Raw genomic sequence first — 19,019 nt, forward strand, 5'->3', positions numbered from 1 at the left:
TCCTATTCGTTAGTGCCTTCCGAAAAGACATCGGGATCGCGCTTGGTAAAAGCCGCAATAAACAGACCGAAAAAGCCGCCCTTGATGACCGAGCCGAACATTCCACTGAAAATCTGCACCAGCGGCGACCGCATCAGTTTCATCATCAGTTCGATCTGGTCGGCCGTATAGAAGCCCGTATTCTCCAGCATGGCGATCGACGGAGTTATCATCGCCTCGTACTTGGCCGCAAAAAGCCAGTTGGCCGCCACGCCCATGAAAGCGCCCTCGATAAACCCGGCGCAAAGCATCACGCAGACCATAAAGCCCAGGCACTGTCCATAGCTGTATCCCTTGGCTCCGTACTCGGCCACACGGCGTTTGGTGAAATAGCCCAGCAGCAGTACGAACACAACCAGCGACAAAAGCGACAAAAGCCTGTTCTGCACATAAAAGCCCAGTACGTCGAAAAGGATGGCGACCAAGGCCATGATTACGCCATATCGCGCGGCCTCGTTCCAGAAATTGTTCTTCTTCATTTTGTATCGATCATTTTATCAATCTATTGCAGTTCTCCCTTGCCCTCGCGCAGGATTTCCGGCTCATTGTCCGTCAGGTCCACGATCGTCGTGGGAATATTGTCGCCGATACCGCCGTCGATGACCAGCGCCACTTCGCGGCCGTATCGTTCGTGGATCAGTTCGGGATCGGTCGTGTACTCCACCACCTCGTCGTCGTCCTTGACCGACGTTGTAATCATCGGACACCCCAACGCCCCGACCACAGCCCGTGCAATCGGGCTGGCGGGAATGCGGATACCGATCGTACGACGCCGCTCGAGGGCTTTATCCGGAATGCGCGCCGAAGCAGCCAGCACGAAGGTAAACGGCCCGGGCAGGTTGCGTTTGAGGATTTTGAAGACGGCATTGTCCACCCGGCAGTACTCCGCGACCTGGGCGATACTTTCGAAAACCACGGTAAATTCCCCGTTCCCCTTGCCTTTGATGCGGCGCAGCCGTTCGATGGCCTTCGGCGAACGCAGCGAACAGCCGAAAGCATAGACGCTGTCGGTGGGATAAATAATGATTTCATCCCGCTCCAGGGCGTCTACGACGCGCTGCAACTCCTTCTCCGAAGGATTCTGTTCGTATATCTTCGCAAGCATGGGATGACAAAGATACGAAAATTATTTAATCTTGCGCCGATTAAGTTCGTCGCTGTATGCCCGTGCGTTCTTATTGTGTTCACTCAGGGTTTTGGCGAAATTGTGGTAACCGTCGAACTCGGGCCGCGCACAGAAGAAGATATAGTCGTGTTTCTCGTAGTCGAGCACGGCGTCGATGGCGTTTTTCCCCGGCATGCAGATGGGCGAAGGCGGCAACCCCTTATTCACATAGGTATTATAGGGTGAATCGTATTTCAGGTGTCTGTAAAGGATGCGGCGCAGTCCGAAGTCCTGCATGGCATACTTTACCGTCGGGTCGGCCTGCAGCTTGATATCTTTGTTCAGGCGGTTGATGTAAACCCCCGCCACACGGGGCATCTCGTCGGTCTTGCGTGTCTCCTCGTAGACGATCGACGCCAGGGTCATCACCTCCAGCCGGCTCAGTCCGCTGCGCTTGCGTTTGTCGTCGCGCCCGGAGGTCCAGAAACGGTCGTATTCGCGCTTCATGCGCTTCACGAACTCTTCGGGCGTCACCGTCCAATACAATTCGTAGGTATCGGGAATAAACATTGAAAAGAGCGTCACGCTGTCGAACCCGACCTCTTCGGCCAGTTCTTTCGAGGTCAGCGCCTGCATGATAGCCGTGGAATCGGCGTCGATCTGCCGGGCGAGTTTCTGCGCCAACTGCGCCGGAATACGCACGTTGTTGATCGCCACCCGCACAGGGGTCTGCAACCCCAACTTGAGCATACGCGCAATTTCGACGACGCTCATGCCGCGTTTGAGGACATAACGGCCGGGCTTGAAGGTTTCACCCAGGTTGATCCGGCGGGCATAGGCATCGAACGCCCGGTGGTGTTTGATCTGCGGCAGCAGCGAATCCACGACCTGCGCGTAGTCCGCACGGCTGCTCACATACAGGTCGCGTTCCGCAACTACCGCATTCCCATAGAATTGCTGCCGCGCGACGAAGGCCGCGACGACCGCCAGGACGAGCACTGCCAGCAGGCTCCGGAGCAATATTTTCTTACGCATTCGGCAATATTTTTTTGCGAAGGTAATAAAAAAATATACGATTTCATCGTCCCGGCGTCGTCCGGCCGGGAAACAACCGGGCGCACAGCGCCGAATCGCACCGTCCCGAAAAAAAATATTTTCATCGCTGCGAATTGTTTTTTCTTGATTCTTAGTTTTTTATCCATATATTTGCAGGGTAATAGCCACTGCATCATTCTGAATTCTGAAAATATGAAACACCAGTCTACCCTACTGTTTCTGGGGGTATGCGCTCTTCTGACAGCGGGTTGCGTCAAAGAGCCCAATTCCAATCGCACCCCTTCGGGTCCCGACGACTACTTCGATTTCAAAATCGACCAGCAGGTCGCCTTGTCGGTCGATTACGGCTTCCCCAATAAAGACTACGCCGTCCTGTTCGAACTCTACGATCAGGACCCGATGACCGAAAACGCGGCAGGCGAAAGCGTCAAACGGGACATCGAACCCATCTACCGCGCAACAACCAATGGTTCGGGCAAATTCTCCGCCGACATCCAGGCGCTCTCCAGCCTCTCGAAAGTGTGGCTCTACTCGGATTATCCGGGAACGCTCTCCCCTGTCGAACTGGAAATCGAGGACAACCGAATCACGTACAGCCAAAAGGCTTATGTCGCGCAGCTCCGCACAAAAGGCACGCGGGCCGTCACGGGCAACAAACACACCTACCCCGACGGATGGCTTACGCTGGGCGACTGGGACCAGTACGGAACCCCCGACTACCTGGAGCCCGAGCGAACCATGCCTTCGGCCGGTACGCTGTATGACATCAACGAGGTGTTCGTCAAACGCAACGACATGCGCAAACTGAAAGAACGCTACCCCGAATTTTTCGCCGACGGGCTCAGTTCGGACCTCCGGATCGTCAAGCCGACGAAGGTCTATCTGGTATTCATCAACAGTACGGCAGCCTGGCGGAATACCGTGGGTTACTACACCTACCCCACCGGGCAGGAACCGCAGAGCGCAGCCGAACTCCAGCGGGTTCTGGTCTTTCCCGATGCGTCGCCGTTCGTAAAGAAAATCGGCGCCACAACGGCGCGCGGCGCACTGGCTGGCGGCGACCGGGTCCAACTCAAATACTGGGACGGCGAAAAGTTCAACGACGAGTTCCCCGCGGGAGTTTCTATCGGCTGGTGGCTCGAAGGAATGGGATTCAACGCCAACACCGGCAACATCGCCATCCAGAACAAAGGACAGTTCAGCAGGTTCTCCACCGACCACCTGAATACCGACGGCGAAAGGCGCACCATCGCGCTGCTCGATCCCCAGAGCCAGAAAATCGTGGCAATCGGCTTTGAGGACAACCTCGACCTGCGCTACAACGACGCGACCTTCTACCTCGAAGTCGAGGAGGACGGGGCCATCGACGGCAACATCCCCGAACTGCCCGACGACGGCAACGGCCCGTCCGACGAGGAAAACTATGTCAAGACCGACGGATTCCTGATGTTCGAAGACCTGTGGCCCTATGCCGGCGACTACGACATGAACGACGTGATGATCAAGTACAGCAGCAAGGTCTACAAGCACATCCTGAACAATTCGGTATACAGGATCGAAACCGAGTATACGCCCTGCCATAACGGCGGCAAGATTCAGTCGGGATTCGGCGTTCAACTGACGAACCTCGCTCCGGATGCCGTCCATAAAGTCACCGCCACAGGCGCCATTCCGTCGCAATATATGCAGGGGCAGCCGCTCGAACCGGAACAAAAACATCCGACGGTCCTCCTGTTCGACGACATTCAGCCTGTCCTCGACAACAAAATATCCGTGACATTCGAACTCAACGACGTGATCGAGTCCACCGTAACGCCGCCTTTCAATCCGTTCATTTTCGTCGAATCGGACAAGATTCGCGGCAAGGAGGTGCACCTGGTGAAACACATGCCTACCGACAAGGCCGATCCGAGCCTTTTCGGCACGGGACACGACGGGTCGAAGCCAAGCCAAAACCTCTACTATGTGCTGGCGAAGAACGACACACAATATCCGTTTGCGCTGAACATGCCTTTCCTGGAGAATATTCCGATCCCCGACGAAGGCGTGAAGATCGACTACTCCTACCCCAAATTCCGCAGTTGGGTGGAATCGGATGGCAAGACCAATAAAGACTGGTATCTCTATCCGGCCAAAAAATAGGATGGATTTGAATCTGAAAAAAGTCCCGGGCAGGCTTGCCCGGGACTTTTTATTTGCCATGACCTACCGAAACCACCCTGCGAAATACCCTGGCAAAGAAAGAAATACGATTCCGGCAAAGAAAATATTCCCGATGTGTTTGCGGGGATGATAAAATTTTCCTACTTTTGTCCCCGGGTGAGTCTTATACGACCAGCTCCTACAGAATCCCCCAGGCGAGGAATCGAGCAAGGGTATGTGGTCGTAGCGGTGCGATGTAAGTAGCTCACCCTTTTTTCTATAACAGCGTTTAACTCGGTGAGTTAAACGCTGTTTTTTGCAATGGACATGAAGGTCATAACCGTCGTATGAAAAGGCTTCATTTTCAACATACGAAAATTCCCCAACTCAGTACCGTATGTGCATAGAATTCAACCTCACCCTGCACCATATCGGTCAGCTTGGGCTCTTGATCGACCGGATAAGCACGTTCGAAAACTCTTATGACGCTGCTGTTCAGTTGTAACCTATCATTGGCAATGTATTGAAAATATTTCTTTTTCTGCGGGCTGATCTGCACGCAAAAGACATTGCCGATCTTGGTAACAATACGTTTCGGCTTTTCCATAAAACATTTAGTGGAAAACTATTCCGATAAAGATCCGGATTTAAGAATCACATCACGCGGAAAAACAATCGTCCAATCGCCATCCACTGCCGTAGCAGTCGTAAGGTCAATATATCCGACATAGTCATCCGGCTTCAATAAGTACTGTTTGCCGCCAGCACTGTTGAATACATTGCTATCGATAAAATAGAACCGCAATTTATCCCACGACGCCGGGTTTCCACCGATCGGACCTGTAATTTTCTCAACAGCGCCAATTTCCTTATAAAAGTCCATTGTGGAAGCCAATAATACTATTTGCAGAAAACACAAATATCAACAATTACACAAATCTCGCCGAACGATATCCTCGCCGATCGGGAATCGATTATCTCCATAAACGAGGATATCGTCGTTCATTTGGGTAAATCACAGAAATAATATAGGCCAATAACTCCTTTTAAATTTACTGCAAGCATCTAACAATAATTCACTGTCAACAGCTTCTGCCCAACCAAAATGCTGATTCTGAAGGCCTGCAATATTTTTATCCAACACTATTCCCGACATAAATACGATCTTATTATTTTGTATCACATATATGGCACTTTGAACAGTTGCCATATCGCCCCCTGTCACTACACAATCAAAATTTGGCAAAATATCTTTCAGAATATTTTTATTATTGCATTTCAGGTATAGCCCCTTGAATAATTGGGGATCGAGATCTTGCCGGTCATTTTTATTAACGATAATATATACCGCCAGGTCCTTATTATCAAAACACAAATCATTTAATGGATTGATCGTATCCCCAACAATCCCTTTCATATGATGCATATCAATATTGGATGTTAAAATTACAATAGGGCTTCCAATCACGAATAGCTCGAAAAGCCAACAGGTGAGTATAATAAAGATAAAACCTAAAAAAAATTTAATGCCCGATTTCATATTTCTATTTATCTTTTTCTTTTACCATGAATTATGACGATAGTACCTTTATTGGGAGCAACTAAAGTCTTATCACTAACAACTGCTCCCGGATAAAAAACTCTCACATCTGATGCCCGCACTTGACCATTAGCCCCAATTTTAGTTGCCATTTTTTCAGCTACGCTTTTCCCCAAAAAAGGGCTTATTGCAGTTCGGCATCCACCTACCAGATTTATATCCGCATCAAGAGCAAATGCTCCTGCATTAAAGTTTGAAACATTCAAAGTTTCACTGGTCATCATATTCATCATATCGTGACCCACAAATCCGACATCTAAATCACCAGGTGTTGCATGGCCAATATATGCAAAATTGCTAACTAAATCATTAGTTCTTGAATCTTCTCCTGTTTTATCATTCACATAATTAACTATATCATCACTACTGGATACAACTTGCATCGTTACGCCAACATCAGCAGCTTGTTTTTGATAATCATTGAGGGTTTTAGTGTCATATCCACCTTCACCACCACCATTATATACTATCCACGTTGCTTTTTCCCCATTCCCTTGTTTATTGAATTTTTTTTGCATTTTTTTTGCCCTATCTAAACCATTTTCCAAAAAATGCAGTTTGTTTCCATGATCCCCAGGTTGTCCTGAAATGACGATACCTTCCTGACCATCTGGATCAATATACTTAATTGGATTATTATAGCAATACGCATACGGCGAAATCGGGTGGTAGCCGTAACTCAAATTTACTGAAAATAAAGCGATAATGCAAATCGCGGTGTTTAAAAGAGCCGCAAAAAACAAAACATTCGGAACCCATCAAACGCAGGAAATCACCAGATCACAAATCAGCCCGACGACATCATTACCGACGGTGGCCCGATAACACCCAAGACAAACGATGGAACACCGACCGAGCGACATTTGGAGAAGGATGTTGTAAACATCAATTCCTCGGTCGATAGCGTGGAGAACTGGGGGGGGGTAATAATTCTTAAAAGAGGTATTATTTGCAGATAGTTAAAAGCCGAACAAATTGTCCGGCCTTTACGTATTTCCTACATATAGCTATTTATGAACTATTAATTTCAGCTCGTCATCATCATATCGGAAGATCCAAGTGCTGAAGCTATCGTTTTCTATACCGTCTAATAGTAAGGTTCCGCCCTTCAAGATTTGCGTTTGGTTTACAGCAAAATCGAAGGGAACTTTTTTCTCTGTAATATTCACCTTGTTGTTTTTCTTCCCATAGAAAATGAAAATATGTCCTTTATAGGTCATTACCCCGAATTCAATTCCGTTTTTCAGAACCCGGCGGCCAATAGCCTCAATTTGGATGCAGTCGTTACCATGTTGGTCTGAAAAGAAAGTAATACCATAATTGAAATCTTTTCTGTAATAACTCTCTTGGGCATCAGTTGTCAATACATTGTCGAGCATATTTTGAAATATACTATCAACCTGTATCTCAGGCAAATATTCCCGTTTTGTTTTGTTTGGATCAGGTTGTGACGATACATGCTGGCCAAACGAGATAAAGAATACGATAAATAGTAAGTATTTCATTGCAATTATGGTTTTTTACCCCAAATCGTTACTGAAGGCAGCCCGATTATTCTATATTCCGAATCTTTATTAAATGGCGAGTATTGGGATGGATTAATAGTATATATTTTAGTTGTAGCATTAGGAAACGTTCCGTTTATCATTCCGGCAGTTGTTACATCACCCAGTGACGGTGTTGTTATTCCATTCGTATGGCTGTGATTATTTGCCCGAACGGTATATCCTGTTTGAAATACATATTGCCCGACAGAAGTTTCTCCCTTTTGGTGCATATTACCCACAATATTTTTCTGGGATTTATCTGTTCCAACTTTTACGTGCGACCATTCAACATTTGTCGTTGTTCCGGGATTAGCCATAAATTCAAAAAGTTCTGTCGCTTTATCATCTCCTTTGACCTGGAAAAGAGTTAACCGCTCTTGTGTAATACTCCCGTCCTCCCGTATAACATTCACTTGGGGTTGGTTAACTCCAGTAATAGTACCGTATTCAAATATTTTCGACTGCCCTTCTATGCGTTGCCGTTTCCCGTCAACCTGCTGTACAATATGAAAAGCATCCTGCGTTGTATCTTCGATGCGATTGACAATTTGTCCATTCTGATTAATTTCCCAAACATCTTTCCCATCCGGATCAACATATTTTATCGGATTTCCCGCACAATACGCATACGGTGAAATCGGGTGGTAGCCGTAACTCAAATCTACTGAAAATAATGCGATAATGCAAATCGCGGCAGTCAAAAATTTGGTTTTCATAACAATATAATTTTTAAGGCTATAGCATCGGCAATTCATTCGTGGTTGCCCCCTGCATTTTCTTTCCCTGTTCGTTGCCCTTTTCCAGCTTTTCATGCAGTTCCCCGCTCATCTGCTCCCAGCCCAGGGATTTCAGGCTTTCGTAAAGCGATTGTGACCGCGCTTCGATCTGCCGGGTATATTCATCCTCCTTATACCCGTTTTGTCCCAAATGCGACATAAGGGCCGCATCGAGCGATTTGCCCAGGATAATGCAGGCATTGGGATTTTGAGGATAGTATTCCAGCGATTTTTCACAACAGCGCCGTGTAAACCCGTCGTAACATTCGAATTTGCGCCAATACCCGAACGCAAGGTCCGCAAGCTGTACGGCAACGGTTTCCCGATCCGTCAGCGGGGCAAGGTACACCTTGCTCTCAATGGCCTTGTCTCCGATCTCGAAATGCTCCTTATAGAAGAATTCCGGGGTTATCTGCTGGGTTGTCAGTTCCACGTTAACCCACGGCTCGGGATACATGTTATCCTCATTGCGGTAACGGATAAACACATGGGCCGGGGCGCGGGCAATATATGCTTCAGCCCCGAGGGATTCGGCCAGAACCTTGTAGTACATCGGCAGGGAACGGCATTGCCCGGTATGCGTCCGCATGACTTTGCTTACGAACTGGTCGGTAAAATCGGATTCGTCCCCCGTATGGTCGAAATCGTAGGTGAACGGTTTATGTCCGTTCCCGGAATAAGGGCGGAAAAAATATTCCGTGAGCGCCAGGTTCTTCCCGGTCTTATACCGGCCGAGTCCGTTTGCTGCAATCAGCCGTTGCAGGAACGCAACTGCGGTATCTATGCCGTCGCAATACGCCTTGTAATCCAGGCCGCCGTCGAGGTAAGCCCACTCCGCAAGGAAGACGGCACGTTTTACACTCAAGGGGGCTTTGCCGTCGAGCATATCCGTAATTTCGAGATACGCCTGCCGGTAATGCCGGCTACGGGATTCGTCCGGCGTATGATTCAGCACCGGGCCGCCCTGCCGGCCGTTCGCCGGTTGAAGCGGGAATACACAACAAAACAGAAGCAGGCAGAGTACTCCTTTTACGATTAATTTTACATCCATAGATTTATCCATAAACAGGTAATTAAAATTAACGGATAAACCTCAAAACACCAAGCAATAACGGCCTTACATATACACACACAAACCAATAATAACCAATGAATTACAAAACAAAAACGCTTACATGGAGATAACAGGCTGAAAAGGCACTGAGATCATCGGATAACGAGGCCGGTTTTCAATCCGTCCGGACGGACTGATTTAACCGGGAGAGGGCACGCCGGGCCTCCCCGGTTCGTTCACGACCAGGACGCTTCGGAAACATCTCCCCGGCCTCAGGCAGGAAACAATCCGGCGGCGCCAGTTCCGGCTTTGGAAAAATAATTGTACCTTAACCTCGCAGAAAACCAAAAACAATGGAAAACAGAATCACAACGCTCTTCGGCATCCGCTACCCCGTCATCGCAGGCGGAATGGTGTGGTGCAGCGGCTGGCGGCTGGCCGCCGCCGTCAGCGAAGCCGGCGGGCTGGGACTGATCGGCTCCGGCTCGATGACGCCCGAACTGCTGCGCGAACATATCCGCAAATGCCGCGCAGCCACGTCCCGGCCTTTCGGCGTCAACGTGCCGCTCGTTTATCGCTATACACCTGAATTAATGGATATTATCATAGAAGAGCGCGTGCCGGCTGTTTTCACATCGGCAGGCAACCCTGCGACCTGGACCGGACGTTTGCACGACGCCGGCTGCCGCGTGGCACACGTGGTGTCGAGCTCGAAATTCGCCCTCAAAAGCCGCGATGCAGGCGTAGACGCCGTCGTGGCCGAAGGGTTCGAAGCCGGAGGTCACAACGGCCGCGAGGAGACGACCACCATGGCCCTCATCCCGCAGGTCAGGCAGGCCGTCGATCTCCCGCTCATCGCCGCAGGAGGCATCGCCACGGGAGCCGGCATGCTGGCTGCCTTTGCCCTGGGAGCCGAAGGGTGTCAACTGGGAACCCGTTTCGCCCTGTCGCAGGAGAGTTCCGCCTGTGAAGCCTTCAAACAGTTGTGCATCGGATTGCAAGAAGGCGATACGATCCTGGCGCTCAAAAAGGTCGTTCCGACACGCCTCATCCGCAACGGTTTCTGCCGCACGGTGGAGGAAGCCGAAAGCCGGGGCGCCGATGCGGAAGAGTTGCTCGCGCTGGTGGGTCGCGGACGGCCGAAACGGGGCATTTTCGAGGGTGACCTCGACGAAGGAGAACTGGAGATCGGGCAGATCACAGCGCTTATCGACGACCTGCCGTCCGCAGGCGACATCCTCCGCCGGCTCATCGCCGAATACGAAACCGCCCGGAAAAAGCTCTGCCCGCTCTGACTTCTGCCGGAGACGAACCCATACATCCTCCATTCCGATTTTCGCCTCCGCCGCCCGAAAACAAGTCCGGTTCGTTCTTCCGCATACCGTCACAAACGATATTTCCCGGTATTAAGATTCGGTTTCACGTTACAATGTGACAAAAAAATACTTATATTTGTAAACAGTTAAAATCAAAAACAAGAAACTGATGATACGACTCAATGTATTTATCCGCACGACGGAAAGCAACCGCGAAGAACTGGTACGCACGGCCAAGGAATTGGTAGCCGCCTCACTCAAAGACGAAGGATGCGTCGCCTACGACCTGTTCGACAGCGCCACGCGTAACGACGTACTGATGATCTGCGAAACCTGGAGCGACTCGAAGGCACTGGCTGCCCACGAGCAGGCGTCGCACTTCACGACCCTCGTGCCGCGCCTGGAACAACTGGGCGAACTGAAAATCGAGAAGTTTATCTTCTGATCGGCCCGTGCCGCCCGGCGGCAACCGGACACAAAAAACCTCCGCGTTCGACGCGGAGGTTTTTTCATTTACTCTTCGATTGCCTTGAAGTCGGTCTTGTACAGGCCGCAGATCGGGCAGGTCCAGTCGTCGGGAATCTCCTCGAAAGGCGTTCCCGGCGCGATTCCCGTCTCGGGATCGCCCTTTGCAGGGTCATAGACATAATCGCAGGCCGTACACTTGTAGCGCTTCGGGATGCAGCGGTCGGCAACCTTACCCCAGTCGATCAACTCCCAGAATGCAGCCAGGAAATCGGGACGGCGGTTACGGTAGTCGATGTAGTAGGCATGCTCCCAAACATCGACAGTCATCACCGGGCGCAGACCGTCGGTCATCGGATTGCCCGCATTCGATTTGGCGACGATCGACAGTTTTCCGCCCTTATCCATCGCCAGCCAGGCCCATCCGGAGCCGAAAAGCCCTACGGCAGCCTTGGTGAACTGCTCCTTGAAAGCCTCCACCGAACCGAACGCCTCGGAGAGTTTCGCGGCCAGTTTCGCAGGAATCGGCTGCTGGGCGGGAGTCAGCATCTGGAAGAAGAAGGTATGGTTCCAGGCCTGGGCGGCATTGTTGAAAATACCCCCGTCGGCCTTCCGGACGATTTCGTCGAGCGGCATCTCCTCATAAGGCGTGCCCACAATCAGGTTGTTCAGGTTATTCACATAGGTCTGCAAATGCTTTCCGTAGTGGTAATCGAAGGTTTCCTTGCTCATCTTCGGAGCAAGCGCTTCCGGTGCGTAAGGAAGCTCAGGCATTGTATGTTTCATAGTCGTGTGAATTAAAGTCTGCCCTAATTTAGCGAAAATTCCGATCGGTTACTCCGCCTAAGCGAAAATGATTATCAATTAAACGAATTATCGCCTTTTACGGCACAAAAAACGGGGATATTTTCGAAAATCCCCGTTTCTGCAAAACCGTCCCCGTCGGAAACGGCTTAGAAATTCGCCTTGATACCCACCGTGAAGTTGGCTCCCAGTTCGGGATACCACGGATATTCGTACAGGCGGCGGTTGATGAGGTTGCGCCCTTCGGCAAAGAGCATCACTCGGCCCGAAACCTTCCAGTCGAAATTGACCCGCAGGTCGACTGCAAAGGGGGCTTCGAAAGAGAGTCCGTGAGCCGGTTCTACGGCATCGGTCGTAGCCAAAAGATCGATTACAGTCCAGCGGCGGACGCTCTGCATCAGGGCTTTCACGCCAAACGAAACCTTGCGGCCCTCATAACCGACGCCCAGATTGCCCTCAAACGAAGGAGCACCGTTTTTCAAATCCGTTTCGTCGTTGTAGAGATAACCGTGCACACCCAGGTCGAATTTCAGCACGCTGACAGGCCTAAACTCGATTTCACCGTTGAACGAAGTGACGGTCTGCCGCGCCATTACAGGAACGATGGCTCCTCCGAAAATCTCAAGGAACGCCGGATCATCCGACAAACTCCGGTAAGCAGTCCAGTAAAGATGGTTGTCCCGAACCGAAAGCCCGGCGTAAACGCGGTAATTGAAGCGGCTGCGCCACAGGCTGCCGCCCAGTCCGAGGCGGAAATTGTAGTCGACCGAACTCTTGTCGAGCCACATCGAAGAAGCGACATAGGGATTCTCCAGCGTCAGGGCCCGGAAATCGTTCGGTTTCACAGCTCCGTCGGCCTCGAAGAAGGGTTTCAGTCCCGGTGTTCCGAGGTTGAAATCGAGCCGGGCATAAGGGATGATATAGTTTTCGGATTTCACACGCGAATCGGGAACCTGGTCCCCGAACTCAAGGCGGTCGTGGTAATAGTCGGCTCCCACGTCGAGGCGCACCACGCCTCCGGCAAAACCGTAGCGCAGGGCAGCGTGGATCAACTGTTGGTTCCGCTCCGAAATGGATTTCTGCCCGGCCAGCCGTTCATAACCCGCTTCGAGCGAGAAATGGCTGCGGCCGAACCCGCGGGCGATTTTGGCCCGGGCTTCGAGCGTCGTTTGACGCGCCTTGTCGTTGTACTCCGGCCATTCGGAGTGGTCGAAGAAGAATCCTCCGCGCAAGGCGATTTCGAAGTTCGTGCGGCTCAGGTCCTGGAAATTATCCCCGAAGCGAACCGCAACGTTCGCATCGCCGTAGTCGTTCATTCCGCCGGGCTTGATCGACGATTCGAAAGTCTCGCCGGCATAGGCCCCGTAGCGGTGATACATCCGGTTGTCGTAATAAATATCGCCTTCGAGGATATGACGGCCGAAATACTTGCCCGCAGCGGCTCCGATACGGTTGAACATCCGCGTGGAATTATTCTTCACGCCGAAGTTGTTTTTGATCTTGGCATACTGCCCCTCGTGGTTGATATATCCCACGACGTAACCCGTCGAGGGATTCTGCGACGAAGCATAGAAATCCAGCACCGAGTTGAGCGGATAGCCCGCTCCGGCCTTCACGTAGAACGGCAGCGGACGGTTGAATTCCCAGTAGGTCACCGTCGCGGGACGGATCGGACGCGTCGAAAGCGTCGTCCGCAGCGACAGCGGCGTAATGGTGTAATCTATTTCGGGGCGCATGCGCGCCGTATCGGTCATGTCGGGCTCGACGGCCAGTTTCGAGGCGCTCTCCACCTTCGGAACATAGGCTTTGGTCACCTCGACCTGTTTTTCGACCTGCGCCGCAGCCAGTTGCGGCAGCACCGCCGCGAAGGCGGCCGCTATCAGAATCTTCTTCATCGTCAGTTGAGTTTTGCGATTCGCGCCTTCGCTTCGTCCACGATGCCGTCGTCGGCAGGCGAATATCCGTCGGCGACACTCTGCCACGTTGCCCGGGCCTGGAAATTATCCCCTTTCTTCACATACACGTCGCCCAGCAGGATAAAGGCTTTGGCCAGCCAGTAGGCCTGCGGTTCCCGCTCCGAGAAGGCGAAGACCTCCTTTTCGGTCTTGTTCATGTCGCCGCCCTCGAACGTGGATTCGATCACGTAATAGGCAGCCTCGGAACCCTCTTTGGTCCGCACGTCCTTGGCCAGTTCCTTGTAGAGTTTCACCGCTTCGTCGCGGCGGCCTTCTGCGCGCAACTGCCCGGCCCAGGCGTATTTCGCTTCACGGAGCGCCACGGCTCCCGCATCGGCATGGCCGCAGACATCGGCGGCCATTTCGGCGATTTTCGTCCCGTCGCCACCGGCCACCGTGGCACGCACATACCCCTTCATGGCATCTTCGCGGCCCGTGATGGTCGGCGCCGCGTCATAAAGCCTGCGGTAAGCCGAAGCGGCCTCCTCCCAGCGTTTGTCGGCATAGGTCATTTCGGCGAGTTTCTCCAGCACGGCGACCGTGTACTGGGTCGTACCCTGGTCGGCCAGCGCCGTGAGCGCCTCGATAGCCTCCTCGCGCTCGCCCGAACGGAGGTAACAGTCGCTCAGGTAGTAGAGGGCATCGGTCATGTAATAGCCCTTCGGGTAGCTCTTCACATAGCTGCGCAGCGACTTCGCGGCGGCATCCCGATGTCCGTCGAGGTAAAGCTTCTGTGCCGCGGCGAACGACAGCGAGTCGCGTGAAAGGGCCGTCAGGTCGCTCTCCACACCGGCTTTGGCGGCATAGTCGAAATAAGCGTCGGCATCGCCCTGCGAAACGTAAATCTCGCGGATCGACTGCATCGCCCCCTTGGCTTCGGAGGATTGGGGCGATACCCCGACCACCATATCGTAGTATTTGAGCGATTTTTGCTTGTCGCCGAGGTTCAGGTAAGCCAGTCCGAGGTCAGACAACGCCTGTGTGTAACGCGGCGAGGAGGGATAGGCCGCCACGAACTTTTCGAGCTGCGCGGCGCCCTCGGCATACTTCTCCTGTGCGATGAAACTGCGGCCCAGTTCATAGGAAGCTTCATCGGCATAGTCGCCGCCCGAAGCGATGATCTGCCGCAGGGCCTGCTGTTTCTGGTCCGTACGGCCCAGGATACCGAGCGTCACGGCCCGCTTGTAACGGGCGTACTGCTGTTCGGGAGTCCCCAGGGCGATCGCCTTGTCGTACTCCCCCACGGCCGCCTCAAAACGACGGTCGGAATAGGCCACGTCGCCCAACCGGTTGTAGGCGTCGGCCCGGTAGCGGTCGCGCGCCGGATACGCGGAGAGGAACTTGTCGAACGAACTTTGCGCCTGCTGGAGGTCGTTGCGGTCGAAAGCGCAGTAACCGAGGTTGTACCACGCCATCGCGTACTCCCGCTCGGTGCGGGGCGCACGCTTCAGGTAGGCGTTATATTTGGCGGCGGCCACCGGATAGTCGCCCTGTGCAAAGGCGATCTCACCCTGCCAGAAAGAATTCAGGGCCGTGTATTTGGGACTGACGTTCACCGCAGCGGATTCCGCGAGGTAACGCTGTGCAGACGGCATGTCGCCCGCCTTGTAAGCCTCCAGTCCACGGAAATAGGTAATCTTCTGCAATGCCGCGCGGATGTCGGCATCCCCCGTAGGCATCTGTTTGATGGCCCGGTAGGCAGCATCGTAGTCGCGGGAGTTGTAGTAGGCGGCAATCAGCAGCGTGCGGGCCTCCCCGACGCGCGGCGACGAGGGATAACGGTCGATGTAACGCATCAGCACGTTGATAGCCCCGTTGAAAGCGCCGCCGCCCAACTCGTATTGCAGTTTGGCGTAGTTGAACAACGCATCCTCGGCAATCGCCGCATCGAGCGACTCGTCCGAAGCCATTGCAAAAGCCTGCATCGCCGACTCCTTGTCCCCGGCGCGCAGGTAACAGTCGGCCAGGTGGTAGGAGGCGTTCTGCGTCAGCGCGTCTTCGGCGCCGCACGCCTTACGCAGCCACTCCGCAGCCTCGGGATAACGGGCCGTACGGTAGAGCGAGAAACCCATCAGGTAGCTCGCGTCGCGGTCCATTTCACCGCCGGCAGCCTTGAAGGCCGCCAGGTGGTCGAGGGTCTTGTTGTAATCTTCGAGGTGGAACCACGACTCGGCTATCACGCGTTCCAGTTCGGCGCGCCGTTCGGGAACGGCCCGGCGGGCCAGCGCTTCGCCGTTTTCGACCACATAGCGGTAGTTGCCCTCGCGGAACTCGATCTGCAGGAGGTAATAAGGAACCACGTCGCGATAGGCGTCGCTGCGCGCGAGCACCGTGAAGCCCTGCTTCGCCCGGCCGTAACGCCCCTCGGCGTAATCGATATACGCTTTGTAGTAGCACGCATGGTCCGCATATTCGCTGCGGCTGCCGATGCGGTCGAAATAACCGTAGGCCTTCGGATAATCTTCCTCCGCAAATTCGACGTAACCCATGCGGATATCGTATTGTTCCCGGCGCGATGCGCTCAGCGCCTTGTATTCGGTCTTTTCGAAAGCCTCGCGGGCCTTTTTCATATTCCCGGCAGCGCAGTAGAACGAGCCGAGAGCGAAACGCACGTCGTTGGCATAGACCGATTCGGGATAACGATCCGAGAATGCCCGCAGCGCCCCTTCGGCATCGGGGCTTCCCAATTCCACGGCGCAAGCGGCCAGGTAAAATTCGACCTCCTGGGCCAGCAGGCGGTCCGACGGGGTCAGCGCAGCCCTGACACGCAGGAATTCCTGCCGGGCGTCGCTCCAGCGGCCGTAATCGAACAGGTCACGGGCGCGGCCTGCGAGTGTCTCTATTTCAGGCCCGGCGGCCTGCGCCCCGAAAGCGCACGCCGCAAAGGCGAAGGTCAGCAATACAATCCGGAATTTTCGCATACGCACATATTCTCTAATAGACGGGCAAATATACGAATTTTTGCCCATAAAAAATATACCCTTTCGCCGATAATAGCAAATATGGCCCATTTTATATTTCATTTGAAAAATACAAAGACATAAACGCTGTATTCCGATATAAATCGCTAACTTAGCACGTCCAAACATGCGTCCAATGAATTTTCATTTCTTCCGACACCGAACCACAGCGTCTTCCGGGACGGACTGCGCCATGCCTTCCGGGAAAGATACCCTGAGTCTGCTGTCGATTGCGTCGGTCTCGGCGACTCCCGACGGCAAAATACTTGAAATTAACGACCGGGCCCGCAGGGACCTGTGTATCGGAGGGGGGGGGAAATCCCTCTAAGCATTTCCGGCCTGTTCTCGGTCTGCTACGGCAAACAGGACCTCATACCTGAGATTTTCGACCGGCTCCGGCGACATGACGATCCCGGCGACCTGCCCGAATGGACCACCCTCCGCCGCTGCGATTCCGACCTGAAATTCTACATCCAGGGCCGTTTCATCGGCCGATACGACGATCGCGGGCGGCTGCACCGCGTACAGTTCCTGTTCCGCAACATCGGAGAAGAGATAACCCGCCGATTCGTGCTCGACATGGCACTGGCGCAGACCCGGATTTTTCCGTGGTTCTTCGACCCCGACGACAACAAAATGACCATCGACGCACGCTGGTTCAGGCATCTGGGAATCGCCGACACGGCCGACACGATAAGCGCCGAAACGTTTTTCGGATTCGTGCACCCCGATGACCGGGCAATGCTGCTGGATGCATTCACCCGGCAGCTTTCGGGCGCCCTCGACGACAAGTGGTACAGCTACCGCCTGCGGCGCGGCGACGGAGAGTGGGAGTGGTTCGAAACCCAATCGGTCTACCTGGGCCGGAGCGACGACGGTTCGCCCTGCCGCGTGGTCGGAATCTGCCAGAGCATCCAGAGCCACAAAACCATCGAAAACGCCCTGATCGAAGCACGCGACAGGGCGCGCGAAAGCGACCGGCTAAAAAGCATGTTCCTGGCCAACATGAGTCACGAAATCCGTACGCCGCTCAACGCCATCATCGGATTTGCCAACCTGCTGACCAACGAGGAATACCCGTCGGACGAAGATGAGAAAAAGGAGTACAGCCGCCTGATCACCACCAACGGCGAACAACTGCTACGCCTGATTTCAGACATCCTCGACCTCTCGAAGATCGAATCCAACACCATGGAGTTCAACTTCGCCGACTTCTCGGTAACGGCGCTCCTGACCGACATCTACCAGGCCCAGAAGCTGAACATGAGGCCCGGCGTCGAACTGCGGCTCGAACTTCCCGATGAGGATATCCGCATCGACACCGACGCCGAGAGGCTCAAACAGGTGATCAACAACCTGATCAACAACGCCGTAAAATTCACCGACAAAGGCAGCATCACATTCGGCTGCCGTACCTGCGGAAACGGCACGACGGCCGAATTGTTCGTAAACGACACGGGCCGCGGGATCGAAGAAGAACACCTCGAACGGATTTTCGACCGGTTTTACAAGGCGGACAGTTTTGTAAAAGGCGTAGGACTGGGCCTTTCGATCTGCCGCACCATCGCCGAAAGCCTGGGCGGAAGCATCTCCGTAACCTCACGGCCGGGCCAGGGAACGCGCTTCACGCTCCGCCACCCGTTACGCCAGCCACAGCCCGAAGCTGAAGCCGTATCCTGAACCGCTGTACGGAAAAGGTACGGAATTTGCCTCTCATCTGTCGTTCAACAAAAATTCCGAGACTTATGATCGAAAAAGTAACTTTGCAAATGACCGTGGATGGGAAATTCCAGGTCGAAGGCGGCTCCGGGTGCGAGGCGATGAACCCCAAGAAGCTGCTGCTCTACGCCGCCGCCCAGTGTTCGGGCCAGACGGCGCTGATGATCATGCAGAAAGAACGCATCACGCCCAAGCGCTTCGAAATCAGCTACTCGGGCGATTTATCTACCGAGAAGATTCAATCGGAAAGCGTATACCGCTCGTTCCATGTGGTTTACAACATCGAGTGCGATACCGAAGACAACCAGGCGAAGGTCAGCCGCGCAGCCGAACTGACGCATGAGAAATACTGCGGCATGGTGCAGATGCTGCGCAAAATTGCGCCCGTATCGCAGGAAATCGCCGTAGTCAGCACCGAACCTGCAAAAGCGTAAAAAGCACTGAAAAGCAATAAAAAGAGCCGGGATTGTTCCCGGCTCTT

Annotated in this window: 18 protein-coding genes and 1 other RNA gene; 6 read left to right on the forward strand and 13 right to left on the reverse strand. The window is 53.3% G+C overall.

Translation table 11 applies throughout. The features are described from left to right. Nucleotides 1–2: 2 nt before the first annotated feature. The 3 genes from I2E69_RS00380 to mltG are packed head-to-tail and all read right to left on the reverse strand — an operon-like array spanning nt 3 to nt 2,179. Entirely contained in the window at nt 3–518 is a 516-nt protein-coding gene (locus tag I2E69_RS00380; RefSeq protein WP_195458175.1) for a DUF4199 domain-containing protein, read from the reverse strand. A gap of 23 nt (nt 519–541) precedes the next feature. After that, entirely contained in the window at nt 542–1,144 is a 603-nt protein-coding gene (locus tag I2E69_RS00385; RefSeq protein ID WP_195458176.1) for an L-threonylcarbamoyladenylate synthase, read from the reverse strand. A 21-nt stretch (nt 1,145–1,165) separates the two neighbouring features. Then, a complete protein-coding gene (mltG, locus tag I2E69_RS00390) occupies nt 1,166–2,179 on the reverse strand; it encodes an endolytic transglycosylase MltG (protein WP_195458177.1) in 1,014 nt (337 codons plus the stop codon). Nucleotides 2,180–2,392: 213 nt separating this feature from the next. On the opposite strand from mltG, the gene I2E69_RS00395 reads away from it, so the two are divergent. Further along, complete coding sequence (locus I2E69_RS00395; protein ID WP_229095298.1) at nt 2,393–4,342, forward strand: LruC domain-containing protein; 1,950 nt, start codon at nt 2,393–2,395, stop codon at nt 4,340–4,342. Between the two features lie 175 nt (nt 4,343–4,517). Next, nucleotides 4,518–4,616, forward strand: an RNA gene (gene ffs / locus I2E69_RS00400) — signal recognition particle sRNA small type. Between the two features lie 90 nt (nt 4,617–4,706). On the opposite strand, the gene I2E69_RS00405 is transcribed toward ffs, so the two are convergent. From I2E69_RS00405 to I2E69_RS00435, 7 genes are all read right to left on the reverse strand, one after another. Beyond that, nucleotides 4,707–4,949 (reverse strand): hypothetical protein, encoded by a 243-nt coding sequence (locus I2E69_RS00405; RefSeq protein ID WP_195458178.1) that lies wholly within the window; start codon nt 4,947–4,949, stop codon nt 4,707–4,709. A gap of 18 nt (nt 4,950–4,967) precedes the next feature. Beyond that, a complete protein-coding gene (locus tag I2E69_RS00410; RefSeq protein ID WP_195458179.1) occupies nt 4,968–5,225 on the reverse strand; it encodes a hypothetical protein in 258 nt (85 codons plus the stop codon). 132 nt (nt 5,226–5,357) lie between these two features. After that, complete coding sequence (locus I2E69_RS00415; RefSeq protein ID WP_195458180.1) at nt 5,358–5,882, reverse strand: hypothetical protein; 525 nt, start codon at nt 5,880–5,882, stop codon at nt 5,358–5,360. Nucleotides 5,883–5,890: 8 nt separating this feature from the next. Next, entirely contained in the window at nt 5,891–6,625 is a 735-nt protein-coding gene (locus I2E69_RS00420; protein WP_195458181.1) for a hypothetical protein, read from the reverse strand. Between the two features lie 324 nt (nt 6,626–6,949). Beyond that, nucleotides 6,950–7,447: a hypothetical protein gene (locus I2E69_RS00425; protein ID WP_195458182.1), complete on the reverse strand. Its 498-nt coding sequence runs from the start codon at nt 7,445–7,447 to the stop codon at nt 6,950–6,952. Between the two features lie 5 nt (nt 7,448–7,452). Then, nucleotides 7,453–8,205 carry a JAB-like toxin 1 domain-containing protein gene (locus I2E69_RS00430; RefSeq protein ID WP_195458183.1) on the reverse strand — a complete coding sequence of 251 codons (753 nt, stop codon included), beginning with the start codon at nt 8,203–8,205 and terminating at the stop codon, nt 7,453–7,455. Nucleotides 8,206–8,224: 19 nt separating this feature from the next. Beyond that, nucleotides 8,225–9,316, reverse strand: coding sequence for a transglutaminase family protein (locus tag I2E69_RS00435; protein ID WP_195458184.1), 1,092 nt, complete (start codon nt 9,314–9,316; stop codon nt 8,225–8,227). A gap of 356 nt (nt 9,317–9,672) precedes the next feature. Here I2E69_RS00435 and I2E69_RS00440 point away from each other — a divergent pair, with 356 nt between their 5' ends. Both I2E69_RS00440 and I2E69_RS00445 read left to right on the forward strand, forming a co-directional pair. After that, complete coding sequence (locus I2E69_RS00440) at nt 9,673–10,614, forward strand: NAD(P)H-dependent flavin oxidoreductase (protein WP_195458185.1); 942 nt, start codon at nt 9,673–9,675, stop codon at nt 10,612–10,614. Between the two features lie 190 nt (nt 10,615–10,804). Then, entirely contained in the window at nt 10,805–11,080 is a 276-nt protein-coding gene (locus I2E69_RS00445; protein ID WP_195458186.1) for a putative quinol monooxygenase, read from the forward strand. A 68-nt stretch (nt 11,081–11,148) separates the two neighbouring features. Here I2E69_RS00445 and I2E69_RS00450 read toward each other — a convergent pair whose 3' ends face one another. The 3 genes from I2E69_RS00450 to I2E69_RS00460 form a co-directional block, all read right to left on the reverse strand. Next, nucleotides 11,149–11,886: a Fe-Mn family superoxide dismutase gene (locus tag I2E69_RS00450; RefSeq protein WP_195458187.1), complete on the reverse strand. Its 738-nt coding sequence runs from the start codon at nt 11,884–11,886 to the stop codon at nt 11,149–11,151. Nucleotides 11,887–12,053: 167 nt separating this feature from the next. Continuing rightward, nucleotides 12,054–13,799 carry a hypothetical protein gene (locus tag I2E69_RS00455; protein ID WP_195458188.1) on the reverse strand — a complete coding sequence of 582 codons (1,746 nt, stop codon included), beginning with the start codon at nt 13,797–13,799 and terminating at the stop codon, nt 12,054–12,056. A gap of 2 nt (nt 13,800–13,801) precedes the next feature. Next, nucleotides 13,802–16,780, reverse strand: a complete 2,979-nt coding sequence (locus I2E69_RS00460; RefSeq protein WP_195458189.1) for a tetratricopeptide repeat protein — start codon at nt 16,778–16,780, stop codon at nt 13,802–13,804. A gap of 336 nt (nt 16,781–17,116) precedes the next feature. Here I2E69_RS00460 and I2E69_RS00465 point away from each other — a divergent pair, with 336 nt between their 5' ends. Then, on the forward strand, nt 17,117–18,499 hold the full coding sequence (locus I2E69_RS00465; RefSeq protein WP_317191080.1) for an ATP-binding protein: 1,383 nt from the start codon (nt 17,117–17,119) through the stop codon (nt 18,497–18,499). A gap of 65 nt (nt 18,500–18,564) precedes the next feature. Further along, nucleotides 18,565–18,972 carry an OsmC family protein gene (locus tag I2E69_RS00470; RefSeq protein ID WP_195458190.1) on the forward strand — a complete coding sequence of 136 codons (408 nt, stop codon included), beginning with the start codon at nt 18,565–18,567 and terminating at the stop codon, nt 18,970–18,972. The last annotated feature ends 47 nt before the right edge of the window (nt 18,973–19,019 follow it).

This window comes from Alistipes sp. D31t1_170403_E11 (assembly GCF_015553985.1).
GTDB lineage: Bacteria > Bacteroidota > Bacteroidia > Bacteroidales > Rikenellaceae > Alistipes > Alistipes montrealensis.

Excerpts from the sequence above, each read along its gene's own strand:
- I2E69_RS00445 (WP_195458186.1), top strand. The coding sequence starts at position 10,805 with ATGATACGACTCAATGTATTTATCCGCACGACGGAAAGCAACCGCGAA.
- I2E69_RS00440 (WP_195458185.1), top strand. The coding sequence starts at position 9,673 with ATGGAAAACAGAATCACAACGCTCTTCGGCATCCGCTACCCCGTCATC.
- I2E69_RS00410 (WP_195458179.1), bottom strand. The coding sequence starts at position 5,225 with ATGGACTTTTATAAGGAAATTGGCGCTGTTGAGAAAATTACAGGTCCG.
- I2E69_RS00380 (WP_195458175.1), bottom strand. The coding sequence starts at position 518 with ATGAAGAAGAACAATTTCTGGAACGAGGCCGCGCGATATGGCGTAATC.
- I2E69_RS00415 (WP_195458180.1), bottom strand. The coding sequence starts at position 5,882 with ATGAAATCGGGCATTAAATTTTTTTTAGGTTTTATCTTTATTATACTC.
- I2E69_RS00425 (WP_195458182.1), bottom strand. The coding sequence starts at position 7,447 with ATGAAATACTTACTATTTATCGTATTCTTTATCTCGTTTGGCCAGCAT.
- I2E69_RS00460 (WP_195458189.1), bottom strand. The coding sequence starts at position 16,780 with ATGCGAAAATTCCGGATTGTATTGCTGACCTTCGCCTTTGCGGCGTGC.
- mltG (WP_195458177.1), bottom strand. The coding sequence starts at position 2,179 with ATGCGTAAGAAAATATTGCTCCGGAGCCTGCTGGCAGTGCTCGTCCTG.
- I2E69_RS00450 (WP_195458187.1), bottom strand. The coding sequence starts at position 11,886 with ATGAAACATACAATGCCTGAGCTTCCTTACGCACCGGAAGCGCTTGCT.
- I2E69_RS00395 (WP_229095298.1), top strand. The coding sequence starts at position 2,393 with ATGAAACACCAGTCTACCCTACTGTTTCTGGGGGTATGCGCTCTTCTG.
- I2E69_RS00385 (WP_195458176.1), bottom strand. The coding sequence starts at position 1,144 with ATGCTTGCGAAGATATACGAACAGAATCCTTCGGAGAAGGAGTTGCAG.
- I2E69_RS00435 (WP_195458184.1), bottom strand. The coding sequence starts at position 9,316 with ATGGATGTAAAATTAATCGTAAAAGGAGTACTCTGCCTGCTTCTGTTT.
- I2E69_RS00455 (WP_195458188.1), bottom strand. The coding sequence starts at position 13,799 with ATGAAGAAGATTCTGATAGCGGCCGCCTTCGCGGCGGTGCTGCCGCAA.
- I2E69_RS00405 (WP_195458178.1), bottom strand. The coding sequence starts at position 4,949 with ATGGAAAAGCCGAAACGTATTGTTACCAAGATCGGCAATGTCTTTTGC.
- I2E69_RS00470 (WP_195458190.1), top strand. The coding sequence starts at position 18,565 with ATGATCGAAAAAGTAACTTTGCAAATGACCGTGGATGGGAAATTCCAG.
- I2E69_RS00430 (WP_195458183.1), bottom strand. The coding sequence starts at position 8,205 with ATGAAAACCAAATTTTTGACTGCCGCGATTTGCATTATCGCATTATTT.